This window comes from Mycobacterium sp. 852014-52450_SCH5900713, from assembly GCF_001667075.1.
Classification (GTDB): domain Bacteria; phylum Actinomycetota; class Actinomycetes; order Mycobacteriales; family Mycobacteriaceae; genus Mycobacterium.
In genome coordinates this window covers 26801-42111 of the sequence record NZ_LZIL01000080.1, presented here as the reverse complement: position 1 = coordinate 42111, position 15311 = coordinate 26801, and the positions used below count along the sequence as shown (strand labels likewise).

The 15311-nt window shown below is 66.9% G+C and carries 16 protein-coding genes and 2 pseudogenes; 8 read left to right on the top strand and 10 right to left on the bottom strand.

All coding sequences use genetic code 11. The features are described from left to right. Positions 1–23: 23 nt before the first annotated feature. Entirely contained in the window at positions 24–1274 is a 1251-nt protein-coding gene (locus tag A5773_RS25130; protein ID WP_067793099.1) for an acyltransferase, read from the bottom strand. Between the two features lie 313 nt (positions 1275–1587). On the opposite strand from A5773_RS25130, the gene A5773_RS25125 reads away from it, so the two are divergent. Further along, positions 1588–2013, top strand: a complete 426-nt coding sequence (locus A5773_RS25125; protein ID WP_066956668.1) for an STAS domain-containing protein — start codon at positions 1588–1590, stop codon at positions 2011–2013. Here the strand turns inward: A5773_RS25125 and A5773_RS25120 are convergent. The 7 genes and pseudogenes from A5773_RS25120 to A5773_RS25090 form a co-directional block, all read right to left on the bottom strand. Then, the gene (locus A5773_RS25120; protein WP_066956418.1) at positions 2000–2263 is read right to left on the bottom strand and encodes a hypothetical protein; all 264 of its coding nucleotides are present in this window, start codon (positions 2261–2263) and stop codon (positions 2000–2002) included. The two genes, A5773_RS25125 and A5773_RS25120, sit on opposite strands and share 14 nt — an antisense overlap. Beyond that, on the bottom strand, positions 2260–2826 hold the full coding sequence (locus A5773_RS25115) for a DUF3093 domain-containing protein (protein WP_066956415.1): 567 nt from the start codon (positions 2824–2826) through the stop codon (positions 2260–2262). The genes A5773_RS25120 and A5773_RS25115 overlap by 4 nt, the downstream gene beginning before the upstream one ends. A 1-nt stretch (position 2827) precedes the next feature. Continuing rightward, positions 2828–3811 carry a porphobilinogen synthase gene (gene hemB / locus A5773_RS25110; protein ID WP_082948394.1) on the bottom strand — a complete coding sequence of 328 codons (984 nt, stop codon included), beginning with the start codon at positions 3809–3811 and terminating at the stop codon, positions 2828–2830. A 106-nt stretch (positions 3812–3917) separates the two neighbouring features. After that, positions 3918–5573: a uroporphyrinogen-III synthase gene (locus A5773_RS25105; RefSeq protein WP_066956412.1), complete on the bottom strand. Its 1656-nt coding sequence runs from the start codon at positions 5571–5573 to the stop codon at positions 3918–3920. Positions 5574–5596: 23 nt separating this feature from the next. Continuing rightward, positions 5597–6541, bottom strand: coding sequence for a hydroxymethylbilane synthase (gene hemC, locus A5773_RS25100; protein ID WP_067793116.1), 945 nt, complete (start codon positions 6539–6541; stop codon positions 5597–5599). Positions 6542–6554: 13 nt separating this feature from the next. Beyond that, complete coding sequence (locus tag A5773_RS25095; protein ID WP_066956410.1) at positions 6555–7925, bottom strand: glutamyl-tRNA reductase; 1371 nt, start codon at positions 7923–7925, stop codon at positions 6555–6557. A gap of 7 nt (positions 7926–7932) precedes the next feature. Further along, positions 7933–8297: pseudogene (locus tag A5773_RS25090) on the bottom strand (glutaredoxin family protein). Positions 8298–8356: 59 nt separating this feature from the next. On the opposite strand from A5773_RS25090, the gene A5773_RS25085 reads away from it, so the two are divergent. From A5773_RS25085 to A5773_RS25060, 7 genes and pseudogenes are all read left to right on the top strand, one after another. Beyond that, complete coding sequence (locus tag A5773_RS25085) at positions 8357–8665, top strand: WXG100 family type VII secretion target (RefSeq protein WP_067793097.1); 309 nt, start codon at positions 8357–8359, stop codon at positions 8663–8665. After that, positions 8658–8948 carry a WXG100 family type VII secretion target gene (locus tag A5773_RS25080; RefSeq protein WP_066956658.1) on the top strand — a complete coding sequence of 97 codons (291 nt, stop codon included), beginning with the start codon at positions 8658–8660 and terminating at the stop codon, positions 8946–8948. Before A5773_RS25085 ends, A5773_RS25080 begins: the two co-directional genes overlap by 8 nt. Before the next feature lie 4 nt (positions 8949–8952). Then, a pseudogene (locus tag A5773_RS25075) lies at positions 8953–9396 on the top strand (NAD(+)--arginine ADP-ribosyltransferase Mav); the annotation flags it as partial. A 56-nt stretch (positions 9397–9452) separates the two neighbouring features. After that, positions 9453–10229 carry an SseB family protein gene (locus tag A5773_RS26185; protein ID WP_156744955.1) on the top strand — a complete coding sequence of 259 codons (777 nt, stop codon included), beginning with the start codon at positions 9453–9455 and terminating at the stop codon, positions 10227–10229. 418 nt (positions 10230–10647) lie between these two features. Beyond that, on the top strand, positions 10648–11553 hold the full coding sequence (locus A5773_RS25070) for an HAD family phosphatase (protein ID WP_066956399.1): 906 nt from the start codon (positions 10648–10650) through the stop codon (positions 11551–11553). 45 nt (positions 11554–11598) lie between these two features. After that, the gene (locus A5773_RS25065; RefSeq protein WP_066956395.1) at positions 11599–12111 is read left to right on the top strand and encodes a MaoC family dehydratase N-terminal domain-containing protein; all 513 of its coding nucleotides are present in this window, start codon (positions 11599–11601) and stop codon (positions 12109–12111) included. Between the two features lie 10 nt (positions 12112–12121). After that, entirely contained in the window at positions 12122–13051 is a 930-nt protein-coding gene (locus tag A5773_RS25060) for a cyclopropane mycolic acid synthase family methyltransferase (protein WP_066956393.1), read from the top strand. A gap of 59 nt (positions 13052–13110) precedes the next feature. On the opposite strand, the gene A5773_RS25055 is transcribed toward A5773_RS25060, so the two are convergent. Then, on the bottom strand, positions 13111–14199 hold the full coding sequence (locus tag A5773_RS25055; RefSeq protein ID WP_197507911.1) for a lysophospholipid acyltransferase family protein: 1089 nt from the start codon (positions 14197–14199) through the stop codon (positions 13111–13113). Next, a complete protein-coding gene (locus tag A5773_RS25050) occupies positions 14181–15308 on the bottom strand; it encodes an SDR family oxidoreductase (RefSeq protein WP_066956389.1) in 1128 nt (375 codons plus the stop codon). The genes A5773_RS25055 and A5773_RS25050 overlap by 19 nt, the downstream gene beginning before the upstream one ends. Positions 15309–15311: the final 3 nt, after the last annotated feature.

Genomic DNA, 15311 nt, shown 5'->3' with positions numbered 1-15311 from the left:
GCGGCCGTGCGCTAACGCAACCGTCACACCGCGCGGACCGAAACAGCTTCCAGCGAGCGGTCGATCGGGTGGACCTTGCCGTTCGACGGCTCGTCGGGCTCGCTTCTCGCGGTGACGGCTTTGACATCGACCATCCGGCGCATCCAGCGGCGGGCGGGCTCTTCGACGAAGTGATACATCACGATCGAGATGATCACGGCGATCGCGAGCAGGCCAATGATGTTCCATTTCCACGGATTGTCCTGCGGCCGAAGCTCGAACTGCTCGACTGACCAGCCCCACGCCGTGTGCACCAGCTCGTGAACCATGTACAGGCAGAACGAGATCTGGCCTCCGTAGACCATCAACCGGGTGGAGAGCACCCGGGGCAGGCTGCCGACGCCGATGGCCAGCGTGATCACCAGCGGAATGAACAGGATGTCGACCACGCCACCGCTGTCGTTCTCCACCACACCGGAGATCGGGTGAGCGTCGAACCAGTAGAGGACGCCCACCATCGCGGCCAGCAGAAGCAGGGACAGGTAGCCCGCCACTCGGCGACCGCGATCGGTCAGCCGCAGCCGGCGCACCGCGGCGCAAGCAAGCGCGCCGGCCGTGAACTGGGTGACGATCCGCGGCAGCCAGCTCCACGGGGTGTAGAAGTGGCCACTGGCCAGAAGCATGACCACGGGCGGCAGCGCCGCCGCGAACGCCAGCACCATCAGGCTGCGCGCCCGCGTCGCCTGCTTCATCCGCAGGATCACCAGCACCAGAAGGCCGAAAAGCAGATACGCCAGCCATTCCGCACTGATCGACCAGGCGGGCCCGTCCCAGCTCGAATCGTCGAAGAACGGCACGAACCACAGCTGCACCAGCAGGATCTGGCGCACGTAGCTGATCGCGGTGAGCTGACCGGCATCGGGCGACGGCACGTGGCCGACGTGCAGGGTGAAGACCACCCAGAGGGCGGCGAGATGCAGCGTGACCAGGTACACCGGCCACACCCTGGCCAGCCGCAGCCACAGGAAGTGCAGGGTCGCGCGCGTCGACCATGACCGGCCCATCCGGTCGAGGTAGTTCCAGGTCAGAACGAATCCGCTGAGGATGAAGAACAGGTCGACGCCCTGGGCTCCGCAGTTGAGCACGGGCGCGAGGGCATCGTGGAAATCGGTTCCCACGTCGCCCAGCATCGGCCGGAAGTGAAACAGCACGACCCACAGCGCGGCGACGATGCGGAGCCCCGTCAGGGCCTTGATCTCGCCCCTGATCTCTCCCGTGATATTTCCACCGCGCACAGCGCTTTTCTTTCCGCCTGGACTCTGCTGTTCCGTTCGCCTTTTAGGTCGGCTGACCGGGCGACCACGCGATGTCACAAGCCCCCGCCTCGCAACCGGTAGCCATGGCAGCCTAGCAGCGCAATCGCCCCGGCGCGCGGACGGTTGTGGTGTGGCATGCGGCCTTTCGCCGAAAATCCGCGCCCGGCGACCTTTGCTCGAAAAGGGCGACAATCGCTTCCTTAGCAAACCGTTAGGTTCGGCTTTCACCCTCCTTAACCTTGGGGTTTAGCGTCAGAAGTACAGCGAACGCCACGGAGAGCGAGGGGTGTTCATGACGATCGCCGATGTGCTGGCACGGGAACAAAACGGCATCTTTCACTGCGACGGCGCCTGGATCCGGGCGCACCGTCGTCAGCTGGCCACCGTGGTGACCATCCGGGGCGAAATCGACGATCTCAATGCCGACCGAGTCGCCGGCTACATTCACCGTTTCATCCTCGGAGAAGACCGCGTGGTGCTCGACATGAGCGGCGTCAGTCAATTTGCTGCGGCGGGCATTTCGCTTCTGCAAACCGTCGATGACGACTGCCGCGCCGAAGGGGTGCAATGGACGCTGGTCGCGAGCCCGGCGGTCACCGAAGCGTTGGGTGACAGCGGTTTCTCGGACGACCACTCGGTGCCCGAGGCACTGCACGACCTGGCCGACGCCATAGCCCGGCGCCGTCGGCTGGCGCTGCCGCTGGTCAGGACGTCTTAGAGCGTCGCTCGCGGCGGTGTCGGGCGGTTCCGACCACCGCCAGCACCCCTGCACTCGTCAGCAGCAAGAGGGTCAGCAACAGCAGCTGCGGGTCGTACACCGTTGACGTCGTGAACGGCTGCCCGTCCGCGATGGGCGCCACCGCCACCGCGTGATGCGAACGCGACCAGCTCACAATCGCGCCGACGAACGCCGCGCAGGCCAGGCCGAGTTCGACGAGGACCCTGGTTGTCCAGCGTGGGGCGCTCACTGGGTGGGCCCGGCCTCGTCGTCATGGTCGGCGTCGGTGGCCTCCGAGCGGGCGGGTTCGACCCGCTCCTGGACCAGCGGGGTCAGCGCCTCGCGGAGGCGACGATGCCGGCGGGCCCAGGCCTGAACGGTGCGTTTTCCGGTGAGCCGAAGCCCGATGCCGATCCGGCCGCGGGGCACCCCGACCAACTCGCCGAGGGCCCGCGCCGACTGCCACTGGGCCAGCTCCTTACCGGACGCTTCGTGGTTTTCGGCGTCGGGATACACCTTGAGGATCTCGCGCACCAGGATGGTTTCGGTGCCTTGCCGCAGGGCGTCTTCGGTGAGCTCGACCGAGACGTGGATCCGGGCCGCCTTGACCTGCAACCCGACGAACCCCGACACCAGGACCAGGAAGATCACCGGGATCAAGAACGACACCGGGGCGCCACTCCAGACCTCGATCAGGATCATCGAGCCCGCGGCCACCGGGCCCCATGCCACCCACCACCAGCTGGCGCCCGGCTCGTAGAACAACGGCTTCGGCTCGCCCTTCGTCGACTGTGATGTCAAAGCAAGCCCCATCTCACGAAAGCCAACCGGCCGCGTCCACGGCCCAATAGGTCAGCACGATATCGGCTCCTGCACGGCGGATGCTGGTCAACGACTCGAGCGCCGCCACCCGCTCGTCGATCCAATTATTCGCGGCTGCAGCGCAAATCATGGCGTACTCCCCCGAAACCTGGTAGGCGGCCACCGGCACCGGCGAGATGTCCGCCGCGGCGGCCACCACGTCGAGGTAACTCATCGCGGGCTTGACCATGATGATGTCCGCGCCCTCGTCGAGGTCCAGCCGGATCTCGCGCAGCGCCTCGCGAAAGTTTCCCGGCTCCTGCTGATAGGTGCGCCGGTCCCCGGACAGACTGGAACTGACCGCCTCGCGGAAGGGGCCGTAGAACGCCGAGGCGAATTTCGCGGCATAGGCCAAGACCACCACGTCGGTGTAACCGGCGGCGTCCAGGCCGTCACGGATCGCGGCCACCTGGCCGTCCATCATCCCGCTGGGCCCGACCACGTGGGCGCCCGACTCCGCCTGTGCGACAGCCAGTTTCACGTACCGGGCCAGGGTGGCGTCGTTGTCGACCCGGCCCCTGGCGTCCAGCACGCCGCAATGGCCGTGGTCAGTGAACTCGTCCAGGCAGGTGTCGGCCATCAATACCGTCGCGTCGCCGAGATCCTTGGCCAGGTCCCGCAGGGCGAGATTGAGAATGCCATCGGGGTCGGTGCCCGCCGACCCCGTCGAGTCCTTGTCCTCGTCGCGAGGCACGCCGAACAGCATCAGGCCACCAACGCCGGCGTTGACGGCATCGGTCGCGGCGCTGCGCAGCGAGTCGCGGGTGTGCTGCACGACGCCGGGCATCGACGCGATCGGCCGCGGTTCGTCGATACCGTCGGCGACGAACATCGGCAGCACCAAATGCCTTGGCTCCAAGGACGTTTGCGCCACCAAACGACGCAGCGCTGGGGTGGAGCGGAGCCGACGCGGGCGCTGCCGCGGAAATGCGCTCATCAGCGGCGACCCGCTGCGCCCGGCTTCGCGCTCTCGTGGCGACCCGCCGCGCCCGGCTTCGCCGCGCTTGCGATCGCCACGGCCGCGCTTGCGATCGCCGCAACCACTAGCGCCTGCGGCTCTTCTTACGCGGCGGTGGCAGCGCACCCTCGGCGCGCAACCGCGCGGCGTGCTCGGCCAAAGCGTCGACCAGCGGACCGACCGCCGCCGTTTCCGGCTGCACGTCCACCCGCAACCCGAACTCGGCGGCGGTCTCGGCGGTCTTGGGACCGATGCAGGCGATGATCGTCCGCGCGTGCGGCTTGCCGGCGATGCCAACCAGGTTGCGCACCGTGGAGCTGGAGGTGAAGCACACGGCGTCGAACCCGCCGGTCTTGATCATCTCCCGCGTCTCCGCCGGCGGCGGGGCGGCCCGCACGGTCCGGTAGGCGGTGACGTCCTCGATCTCCCAGCCCCGTTCGCGCAGCCCCTCGGCCAGCGTCTCGGTGGCGATGTCGGCCCGCGGCAGCAGGACACGATTCACCGGGTCGAAAATGCTGTCGTAGGGCGGGAAATCGTCCAGCAGACCCAACGACGACTGCTCCCCGGCCGGCACCAATTCGGGGCTGATCCCGAAGGCGCGCACCCGATCGGCCGTGGATTCGCCGACACAGGCGATCTTCACGCCCGAGAAGGCACGAGCGTCCAGACCGAACTCGCCGAACTTCTCCCACACCGCGCGCACCGCGTTGGTGGAGGTGAACACCACCCACTGGAAGCGGCCGTCGACCAGACCTTTGACCGCCCGCTCCATCTGCGCGGGGCTGCGCGGCGGCTCGACGGCGATGGTCGGCACCTCGATCGGCAGTGCACCGTAGGAGGTCAGCCGCTCGCTCATCTCGCCGGCCTGGTCCTTGGTGCGCGGCACCAATACGGTCCAGCCGTACAGGGCGCGGCTCTCCCACCAGTTCAGCTTCGCCCGGCTGGCCACCGTCTTGCCGATGGTCACCACCAGCGGCCCGGTCAACGGGCCCGCCGGGTCCGTCGCGCCCAGCACGGCCGAGTCGGTCAGGCCGCCCAGCGTGGTCTCGATAGAACGCTGCTGGCAGGTGGTGCCGTGCGCGGTCACCACGCACGGAGTGGTCTCGGCCAGTTCGTGCTCGATCAGGGTGCGCGCCGCATCGGCCAGATGCGACGTGGTCGCCTGCAGGATCAGCGGACCGGGCGCCGCGGCCAATGCGTCCCAGTCCACATGTGGGTCGCGGACGTCGGCAACCGTGTGCGACGAGCCCAGCGGCAACCCCGCGTAGGTGGGCACGGAGTCCGTGGGAGCCAGGCCGGGCACGATCTCGAGGTGCAGGTGGCTCCGCGCGACGGCGTTCACCTCGGTGATGACCGCGTCAACCGTCAGCGGATCCCCAGCCACCAGCCGGACCACGTCGACGCCCGTTCGGGCCTCGGCCGTCAGCGTCTTCGCCACCTCGGCGGGCTCGCCGAGCGCCGGGCGGACATCGGGACCGGCCGATATCACCGCGGGTTGCTCCGCGCCGGTGGCGGCGTCGCCGTGCCCGGCGGGGGCATCGGCGGGTGCCGGGCCCGAAACCGGTGGCAAGTCTTTGCCGATCAGCGCCAGCACCGGCTCCGGCACGTCGGGGTCGGTGAACACCAAGGCGGCGTTCGCCAATACCGTGGCGGCCCGGGTGGTCAGGAGTCCCGGATCGCCGGGACCAGAACCCACGTACGTGATGCGGCCGGGTCTCGGCTTACGCCCTCGCGTCGTCATTGTCGCTCCCACGTCACTCGCAATTAATTTCCTCGTGCCGGGTCCTGCCGCGCTTCCTGCATGAGTTCTCGGGCGCCGAGTTCGAACAACTCCGCGGCGACCGAAACCCCCAGCTCACGCGCCCGGTCGGCGGTGCCGACCCCGGACGCGCGGATCACGTCAGATCCGTCCAGTGCCGCCACGCACCCGCGCAGCGACAGCTCTTCGAAGACTCGGCCTTCCTCATCGATGGACTCGACCACCTCGGCGATCGCGCCCACCGGTGCGGAACAACCGGCCTCCAGTTCGGCCAACAGGGCTCGCTCCGCAGTGACCGACGCACGCGTGTCGGCATCGTCCAACTCCGCCAGCACCGCTACCAACGCATCGCCGGCGCGGCATTCGACGGCGAGCGCGCCCTGAGCCGGTGCTGGCAACATCTGCACCGGCTCTAACGTCTCGGTGACATCGTCGAGGCGACCGAGCCGGGCCAGTCCGGCCCGGGCTACCACGATCGCGTCGAGATCACCATTGCTTACCCTGTTCAACCTGGTATCTAGGTTGCCTCGTAGGGGGCGGATTTCCAAACCGAGACCCAATGCTCTAAGCTGCGCAGCCCGCCGCGGGGACGAGGTGCCCACCAGCGAACCGGCCGGCAACTCCCCGAGTACCAGCCCGTCGCGGGCCACCACCACGTCGCGGGGGTCGTTGCGCGGCGGGATCGCCGCGATGGTGAACCGCGGGTCGTCCGCCGTGGGCAAATCCTTGTGGGAGTGCACCGCGGCGTCCACTCGGCCGTCGTTCATCGCCTCGCGCAGCGCGGTGGTGAAGGCGCCGACGCCCAGGGTCTCGATGGGCGCCGACGAGCGGTCGCCGGCGGTGGTGATGATCACCAGCCCCGCTGGATGACCGTTGGCGATCAAGGCGTCCCTGACGACGCCGGCCTGGGTGGTGGCCAAGAGACTGCCCCGGGTACCTATCCGGATCACGTTCGCCAATCGGCTACTCGGCGGACGGTTCTTGCGTTCCGGCGTCGAATCCCGTTGACATGACGGGCAATTCGCCCGCGGCGACGGCGTCGACGGCGGTCTGGTCGAGTTCGAAGAGTTCGCGCAGCGCTTCGGCGTAGCTGTCCCCGCCTGGGGCGCTGGCGAGTTGTTTGATCCGCACCGTGGGCGCATGCAGCAGCTTGTCCACCACCCGCCGCACGGTCCGCGCCACCTCCTCGCGGTGGGCGCTCTGAAGGCCGGGTAGCCGGTTGTCCAGGCGCAGCAGCTCCGCCTCCACCACGTCGGCGGCGCGCTGGCGCAAGGCCGTCACCGTCGGCGTGACCTCGGCCATGCGCTGCCCCGCCAGGTAGGCGGCGACCTCCGCGGCCACGATGTGGCGCGCGGCGTGGACATCGGAGGCCGCGGCGTGCGCCGACGGCTCGTGCTGCACGCGGTCCACGTCGACGACCCAGACACCGGGCAGACCGGCGACCGCGGGGTCCACATCACGCGGCATGCCCAGGTCGCAGATCACCAGCGGCCGGGTCGACTCGTCGCGGCGCGCGGCGGCCAGCGCGTGGTGCACGTCGGCCAGCGTGACGACCGGGCTCACCGCGCCGGTGCAGCTGACCATGACGTCCGCGTCGGCGACCGCGTCGGCCAAGCGGTCGAGTGACATCGCGTCGGCCTGCACACCGGATTCGCGGAGTTTGCGGGCCAACCGCTGCGCCCGGGCCAGCGACCGATTCAGGACGTGCACGTGCCGGATGCCGGCCCTGGTCAGGTGGGCCGCCGCCAGGGCACCCATCGCGCCGGCGCCGACCAGCACGGCGGTCTTGCCCTGTAGCCCGCCCAGCCGGCGTTCGGCCATGTCCAGGGCGACCGACACCACGGATGCGCCGGCCGCGTCGATCGCGGTTTCGGAATGCACCCGCTTTCCCACCGACAGCGCCCGCTGGGCCAGCTCATGCAGCACCCGGCCGACGGTGCGGTTGGTTTCCGCGGTGGCGTACGCGCGGCGCACCTGGCCGAGCACCTGCTGCTCACCCACGACCGCGGAGTCCAGACCGCTGGCCACCGCGAACAGGTGCTCGACGGCGGCCTCGCTGTAGCGGACGTACGCGTACTTGGTCAGGTCCCCCATCGACATTCCGGAGTGATCCGACAGCACCTGCCCGATTGCCGCCAGCCCGCCGTGGAAGGCATCCACCACCGCGTAGACCTCGACCCGGTTGCACGTCGACAGCACCATCGCCTCGGTCACCAGCGGCGACTGCAACACCCGGTCGACGATCTTGCCCTGATCGGATTCGTCGATGGTGAGTTGTTCCAGGACGGAGACCGGCGCACTGCGGTGCGAAACCCCGAAAAGCAAGACGCTCACGGCAGCATCACCTGGCCAGCTCCCTTGCTTTCTCCAGTAATTGAACTGGTTTCCAAGGTAATCGTTTATCAGGTGGGCTACCAAATAATTGCCCGGCGGCCCTCATCGAGCGAGATCCGCGCGCAGCCGGGGCTCGTCTATGTCCCAGTAACTGTGCTCGCGGCCGTCGAGCAGGATCACGGGCAGCCGGTCGCCGAACTCGGCCCGCAGCGCCGGGTTGCCGGCCGAGGCGGCGGCGTCGACGTCGATCGTCGACAGGTCGAAGCCCAGCTCAGCGGCCAATTCGCCGAGTCGCGCGTGCACGCGTTCGCAGATGGTGCAGCCGTCTCGGGTCAGTAGTTCCACGTGCGGCCGTCGGGGGGCGTCGGTCATGGCCACCAGTGTGGCATCGGTGACTTGTGAGGCCGACTACCAGGCGTTATGTTCCGGCTATGGCCGAGGAAAGTGTGCGCGTTGATCCTGCGGTGATGCAGGGCTTCGCCGTCTCGCTCAGCGGTGCGGCCGAGCATCTCTCGGCCCAGCTGTCCCAGCTCGACGACCAGGTGGGTCAGATGCTGGGTGGCTGGCAGGGAGCGTCGGGGACGGCATACGCCTCGGCATGGGAGCTATGGCATCGGGGCGCCCGCGAGGTACAGCTCGGGCTGTCGATGCTGGCGCGCCTGGTGGGTCAGGCCGGCGAGGGTTATCAGGCCAACGAGGCCGGGTCTGCCCAGGCGGAGCGGGCGGTGCGTGGTGGCTGAGGCGTTCCGGGTGGATCCCCAGGCGCTGGCCGATGCGGTGCAGCGGATGGCGACGTTTCAGCGTTATGCCGAGGACATGATCACCGAAATCGATTCTCGGGTAACGCGTTTGCACACCGCGTGGACGGGTGAGGCCGCTGCGGCCCATGCCGAGGCGCATCAGCACTGGGTGCGCGGCGAGGCGATGATGCGTGAGGCGCTCGCGCAACTCGAGAAGGTAGCCACGACCGCACACGGCAACTACACCGGCGCCATGTCGACGAATCTCGGTATGTGGTCGTGAGCAGATGGCGCCGCTGGCGTGTGATCCGACTGCCCTAGACCGCGGCGGTGCCACGGTGCTCGCCACCGGTGAGTCACTGGGATCGGTGATTTCGGGATTGACTGCGGCGCTGGCCGGCAGTGCGGGCATGGCCGGCGACGACCCGGTTGGCGCGGCGTTGGCCCGCTCGTACGACAGTGCGGCGGCCAAGGTGATCGAGGCTATGGCCAGTACCCGCAACGGGCTGTGCAGCATCGGCGAAGGGGTGCGGGTGTCGGCGCACAACTATGCGTTGGCCGAGGCGTTGTCGGATGTCACGGGCCAAGCCGCGGGTTTGCCGACGCCGCCGGTGACCGCGCCTATGACCGTAGGGGCGAAGCCGCCGTCGGCGGTGGGCGCCGGTAGCGGCGCCCCAGCGGGCTGGGGCTGGGTGGCTCCCTACATCGGAATGATCTGGCCCAGTGGCGATTGGTATATGGGACGAAAATGCGGGAGAATTAAGCCCCTACGAAAGGCCTAATTCAGGTGGCAACTAGCAACAACGTCGACGAATTGATAAGCACAGCTGCTCGTACGCAGGAGCAAGCCGACCTCCGCAAAGTAGTTCAGGCCTTGAAGGACCACGAAGTTTTTATGCCGTTCGAAGCGGTGTTCCGCGACGGCGCGGAAGTTAAAGCCGTTCCCCTGCTTTTACTTCCAGATGGTACCCACGCCATGATGACATACACCTCTAATTCACATCCGGATCTTCCGGATTCCTTCGCCGGGGCAACGTTCGATTCGGCGCTGAAGGCCGCCCTCAGAATGCCGGAGCTCGATTGGGTGATAGTAACAAATCGGAGTTCAGAGTGGATTTCAATTCACAAGACCCAGATTCCGACATATCTCGACTCCGTCAACAACAACACTGTTGCCGCATCGTCGTCCGACGACGATCGTGCCCTTGACACCGTCGAAGAGCTGGTGAGCCGTGCCGTTGGCTCCAAATCCATGAATTCGGTCTCTGCAGTGACAGCCGCGCTCGAGGACCGCGAAATATTCCTTGAGATGAGCCGCTTGACAAGAGATGATGGCCGTCAGAGCATGAATTCTTTTTTGATTGAACCACTCGGGCCGGTAGTGCGTGCATACACAAGTCGGCTCCGTCCCGGCATCCGATATGGGGGTCTTCGGTGGTCTGCGCTAAAAGAAATGATCCGTGCGCTGCCCGAAATCAAAGGCGTCCAGGTGATGAACAACGCGGACGATTGGGTAGTTATTGATCGGAAAGCTTTAGGGCTGGACGAAGGCAGCGAAGCATGACAATTTGTCGGCCGGAGCAAGCCACGCCGGGCATCCGTCGCGGCAAGGAATCGTGGGTCGCGGCCGCCGGATGAGTTCTGTGCTCGACCTTGCTGACAAATTGGAGCTCGAGTAGCCACCAACTACTATTCGCTAACGAAATTTTGGTTTATCGGGCGGGCAATTCATCTTTGCAGTTAGGCCCCCTCCGGAGATACGCACTTGGACCAGGGGACGCGAATAACGAATGGACCGTCGGTCGCACACTCCTCCGAACCCGCCGACGGTGAAACTACCTTCACGCTCGGCGTCGAGTGTGCGGCTAGCTTCACACTCGACAGCGCGGCACAGCTGACGCCTCCGGACCATCTCCCCGATAGGGTTGGATACCGGGACCCGCTGGGTCGCCGGGCAACACAGCGATCTAGGAGGTTTGGCGATGACTTCCTCTGACCCGGTCAACGGAGACCTCAGTCGCGTTGACTTGGAGTCGCTGGCCGCCGAAGCCAGCGCCGCACGCGCGCTGGAAGGCCTGCGGGAGGAAACCGCCGCCGAGGATCGCCCGCAGCCGCCGATCGACTTGACCGCGGCCGCCTTCTTCGACGTGGACAACACGCTGGTGCAGGGCTCCTCGGCGGTGCACTTCGGCCGCGGGCTGGCGGCGCGCAACTACTTCACGTACCGCGATGTCCTCGGCTTCATCTACGCCCAGGCCAAATTCCAGATCCTCGGCAAGGAGAACAGCAACGACGTCGCCGCCGGCCGGCGCAAAGCGCTCGCCTTCATCGAGGGCCGCTCGGTCGAACAACTGGTAACTCTGGGCGAGGAGATCTACGACGAGATCATCGCCGACAAGATCTGGCCGGGCACCCGCGAGCTCACGCAGATGCACCTCGACGCGGGCCAGCAGGTCTGGCTGATCACCGCCACGCCTTACGAACTCGCGGCGACCATCGCGCGGCGGCTCGGCCTGACGGGCGCCCTGGGCACCGTCGCGGAGTCCGTCGACGGGGTGTTCACCGGCCGGCTCGTCGGCGACATCCTGCACGGGACCGGAAAGGCGCACGCCGTCCGGTCGCTGGCCATCCGGGAGGGGCTCAACCTCAAACGGTGCACCGCCTACTCCGACAGCTTCAACGACGTGCCCATGCTGTCGTTGGTGGGCACCGCGGTCGCCATCAACCCGGACGCGCGCCTGCGCACCCTGGCCCGCGAACGCGGTTGGGAGATCCGGGACTTTCGCACCGCCCGCAAGGCCGCCCGAATCGGGGTCCCGTCGGCCCTGGCGCTCGGGGCGGCCGGTGGCGCACTGGCCGCGGTAGCATCCCGGCGGCAATCGCGCTGATAGGCTGCGCCGCTGAGACCTATTCGAGCGGAGAGCGACAGCGGTATGACAATCCCCAAGGGAGCCGAAGGGCTCATCGGCAGCCATTACCGGGCGCCGGATTACTTCCTGGTCGGCCGCGAGAAGATCCGGGAGTTCGCGCTCGCCATCAGGAACGACCATCCGACGCACTTCAGCGAGGCCGACGCCGCCGCCGCCGGGTATGACGCGCTGGTGGCCCCGCTCACCTTCCTCGCCATCGCGGGTCGGCGCGTGCAGTTGGAGATCTTCACCAAGTTCAGCATTCCGATCAACATCGCGCGGGTCATGCACCGCGACCAGAAATTCAAGTTCCACCGGCCGATCGTCGCCGGGGATAGGCTTTATTTCGACACCTACCTAGACTCTGTCATTGAGTCCCATGGCGCCGTGATCACAGAGATCCGCAGCGAGGTTACGGATGCCGAGGGCGAACCGGTGATCACCAGTACAGTCACGATGCTGGGGGAAGCCGCAAACAACGAAACCGACCACGAAGCAACCGTCGCGGCAGTCGCGTCCATATCAGCGGGAAAGTAGGTTTGAATCAATGACGTCACAGGGGGAAACGGGTAGCACCCAGCTCAAGCCACCGGTCGAGAAGGTCCGGTCCCATTACGACAAGTCGAACGAATTCTTCAAGCTCTGGCTCGACCCGTCGATGACCTACAGCTGCGGATACTTCGACGAGAATCCGGACCCGCAGAATCTGACCAAGACGCTGGAAGAGGCGCAGTACGCCAAGCGCAAGCTGGCCCTGGACAAGCTGAACCTCGAGCCCGGCATGACGCTGCTCGACATCGGCAGCGGCTGGGGCTCGACCATGCGGCACGCGGTGGCCGAGTACGACGTCAACGTCATCGGCCTGACGCTCAGCGAGAACCAGTACGCCCACTGTGTGGCCGAATTCGAGAAGATGGACAGTCCCCGCCGCAAGGAGGTGCGGATCCAGGGCTGGGAGGAATTCCCCGGCGACGTACCGATCGACCGGATCGTGTCGCTGGGCGCGTTCGAGCACTTCGCCGACGGCGCAGGCGACGCCGGGTACGAGCGTTACGCCACCTTCTTCAAGAAGTACTACGACCTGCTGCCCGACGACGGCCGGATGCTGCTCCACAGCATCGTGGTGCCCACCGCCGAGGAGGGCAAAGCGATGGGCTTGCAGGTGAACATGACCCTGCTGCGGTTCATCAGTTTCATCCTGAAGGAGATCTACCCGGGCGGAAAGTTGCCCCAGGTCAACCTGGTCGACAAATACGCGACGGATGCGGGTTTCAAGATCGAGCGACACCACTACATCGGCAAGAACTACGTGCCGACGCTGACCGCCTGGGGGGATGCCCTCGAGGCGCACAAGGAGGAGGCGATTGCCCTCAAGGGCCAGGAGACCTACGACATCTACCTGAAGTACTTGCGGGGCTGCTCGGACTTGTTCCGCGACGGCTACACCAACGTCTGCCAGTTCACGATGGTCAAGTAATCCAAGCGCAAAACGCCCCGAAGCCGTTGGCTCCGGGGCGTTTTCGCGTCAGGAGAGGTTCAGCCGAAGAAGATGTTGCGCCGGCCGGCGAGCAACCGGTACAGCGTCTGTTGGATCGTCTCGCGAACCTGATCGGTCAGCTCGAAGGTGACCATCGGGTCCTCGGCGTCGGAGGCGGCGTAGTCGTTGGTGTAGATGGGCTCGCCGAACGAGATGCGCCACTTCGACGGCAGCGGCACCAGCCCCGCCGGTCCCGCCAGCGGGAACAGCGGCGTGATCGGGAAGTAGGGCAGGCCGAACAGCCGGGCGAGCAGCTTCACATCGGTCAGCATCGGATAGATCTCTTCCGAACCGATGATCGAGCACGGGACGATGGGCGCCTTGGTGCGCAGCGCCGCCGTCACAAAGCCCCCGCGGCCGAACCGCTGCAGCCGGTAGCGGTCCTCGAAGCGCTTCCCCAGCCCCTTATAGCCCTCCGGGAACACGGCGGTGAGTTCGCCGGCGGCAAGCAGCCGGTGCGCGTCCGTCGTGCAGGCCATGGTGTGGCCGGCCTTGCGGGCGGCCTCCCCCACCACGGGCAGGTCGAACACCATGTCGGCGGCGAGTAACCGCAGGTCCCGCTGGGCGGGATGCTCGTCGTGGACGGCCACCGACAACATCAGCCCGTCGAACGGCAGCACCCCAGCATGGTTGGCGACCACCAACGCGGCCCCGTCGCTGGGCAGGTTTTCGATTCCGCTGACCTCGACCCGGAACCACGACCGGAAGAAGAACCTCAGCAACGGCCGGACGATCGCGCTGTTGAAGTGCGGATCGAAGCCGAACTCGTCGACGGTGTAGTCACCCGTGATCCGCTGACGCAGGAAGCCGGCGACCGCGGCGACGCGCTGGGCGAGTTCGTTGAGCGGGGCGTCCGCCGACCCCGCGCCCGCGGCACGCCGATGCTCGTCGATCTCGCGGACGACGGCGGCGAGCTGTTCGGCTGAGGCCCGACCGTGCGGGTCCGAAAGCAAGGAAGGATGCTGGCGAGCTGACTCCGCCCGCTGATCGGCTCGTTTGCGCGCCGCTACCCGACCCCGATTTGTGTGCAGTGGAATGACATTGGCTCTGGTTTCACCAGCCACGATACCTACCTGACCCCACCCCACGGAACTGGATTTCGGCTACCCCAGCGCTGAGCTAAAGATATGGCCCGACCCTCCAGGGAGCGTACCCGATGCGGGTCGATAATGGGAGTCATGCCGCGGCCGCGAACGTAGTCGTCGAAAGCCTCGGCCGTCGTCCATTTCGGCTGGTATCCGAGCTCCGAGCGCATCCGGGTGGTGTCCATGACCCGGCCGTAACTCAGGTAGGCGAACTGATCGCGGCTGATCTCGTTGTAGCGATTGGCCCGCCTCAGCGAATCGAGCGCCCAGACGCCAAAACCGGGCACCGGCAATGGAATCCGGCCGGCCCGCCGGATTGCCTGCGACAGCATGATGATCCCGTCGGCGCCGACGTTGAAGGTGCCGGCCTTGCCGGCCATCGCCGCGCGCTCCAGCGCGCCCAGCGCATCCTGCTCGTGCAGCAGCTGCAGGCGTGCGTCGCGACCGAACATCGTGGGCACCAGCGGCCCGGCCAGGTACCGCGACAGCGTGGTGTCCATGGCCGGCCCGATCATGTTGGCCAGGCGCAGGATCGTCACGGCGATGTCGGGGCGGCGCCGGCCCAGGCCGCGCGCGTAGGCCTCGATGTCGAGACTGTCCTTGGCGAAACCACCGCGCAGCGGCCGACGGCTGGTGCTGTCCTCGGTGAACATCACCGGGTCGTGAGCGCTCGACCCGTACACCTCAGAGGTCGACTTGAGCACGACGCGGCGCACCGAGGGCGCCTTCTGGCAGGCCGCGAACAGCTGCATCGCGCCCATCACGTTGATTTCCTTCAACGCCGCGGTGCCACCGGACCGCGGGGCGTACGACGCGGCCGCCGCGTGCACCACGGTGTCGACGTCGCCGTTACGAATCACCTTGGCTATGAAGGGATTACGGATGTCGGCACGGACGAACTCCGCGCGGCCCATGCGGCGCAGCATGTCCTTGCTGGGCGCGATCGCGTCCACCGCGATGACCGCGTTGATCATCGGGTTCTGCGCCAGCCGAGCGGTCAGGTAGCCGCCCAGGAACCGGCACGCACCGGTAACCAGCACAACCTTGGGGTAATGCACCGTGTTGCTCGCGGCGTCGCCGGTTCCGGCGCCATCCCCACTCGACTGATCCACCCA

What these genes read in the sequence shown, in the direction of transcription:
- A5773_RS25125 (WP_066956668.1), top strand. Translation starts at nt 1,588, where the DNA reads ATGACGATCGCCGATGTGCTGGCACGGGAACAAAACGGCATCTTTCAC.
- A5773_RS25115 (WP_066956415.1), bottom strand. Translation starts at nt 2,826, where the DNA reads ATGGGGCTTGCTTTGACATCACAGTCGACGAAGGGCGAGCCGAAGCCG.
- hemB (WP_082948394.1), bottom strand. Translation starts at nt 3,811, where the DNA reads ATGAGCGCATTTCCGCGGCAGCGCCCGCGTCGGCTCCGCTCCACCCCA.
- A5773_RS25105 (WP_066956412.1), bottom strand. Translation starts at nt 5,573, where the DNA reads ATGACGACGCGAGGGCGTAAGCCGAGACCCGGCCGCATCACGTACGTG.
- A5773_RS25085 (WP_067793097.1), top strand. Translation starts at nt 8,357, where the DNA reads ATGGCCGAGGAAAGTGTGCGCGTTGATCCTGCGGTGATGCAGGGCTTC.
- A5773_RS25070 (WP_066956399.1), top strand. Translation starts at nt 10,648, where the DNA reads ATGACTTCCTCTGACCCGGTCAACGGAGACCTCAGTCGCGTTGACTTG.
- A5773_RS25065 (WP_066956395.1), top strand. Translation starts at nt 11,599, where the DNA reads ATGACAATCCCCAAGGGAGCCGAAGGGCTCATCGGCAGCCATTACCGG.
- A5773_RS25060 (WP_066956393.1), top strand. Translation starts at nt 12,122, where the DNA reads ATGACGTCACAGGGGGAAACGGGTAGCACCCAGCTCAAGCCACCGGTC.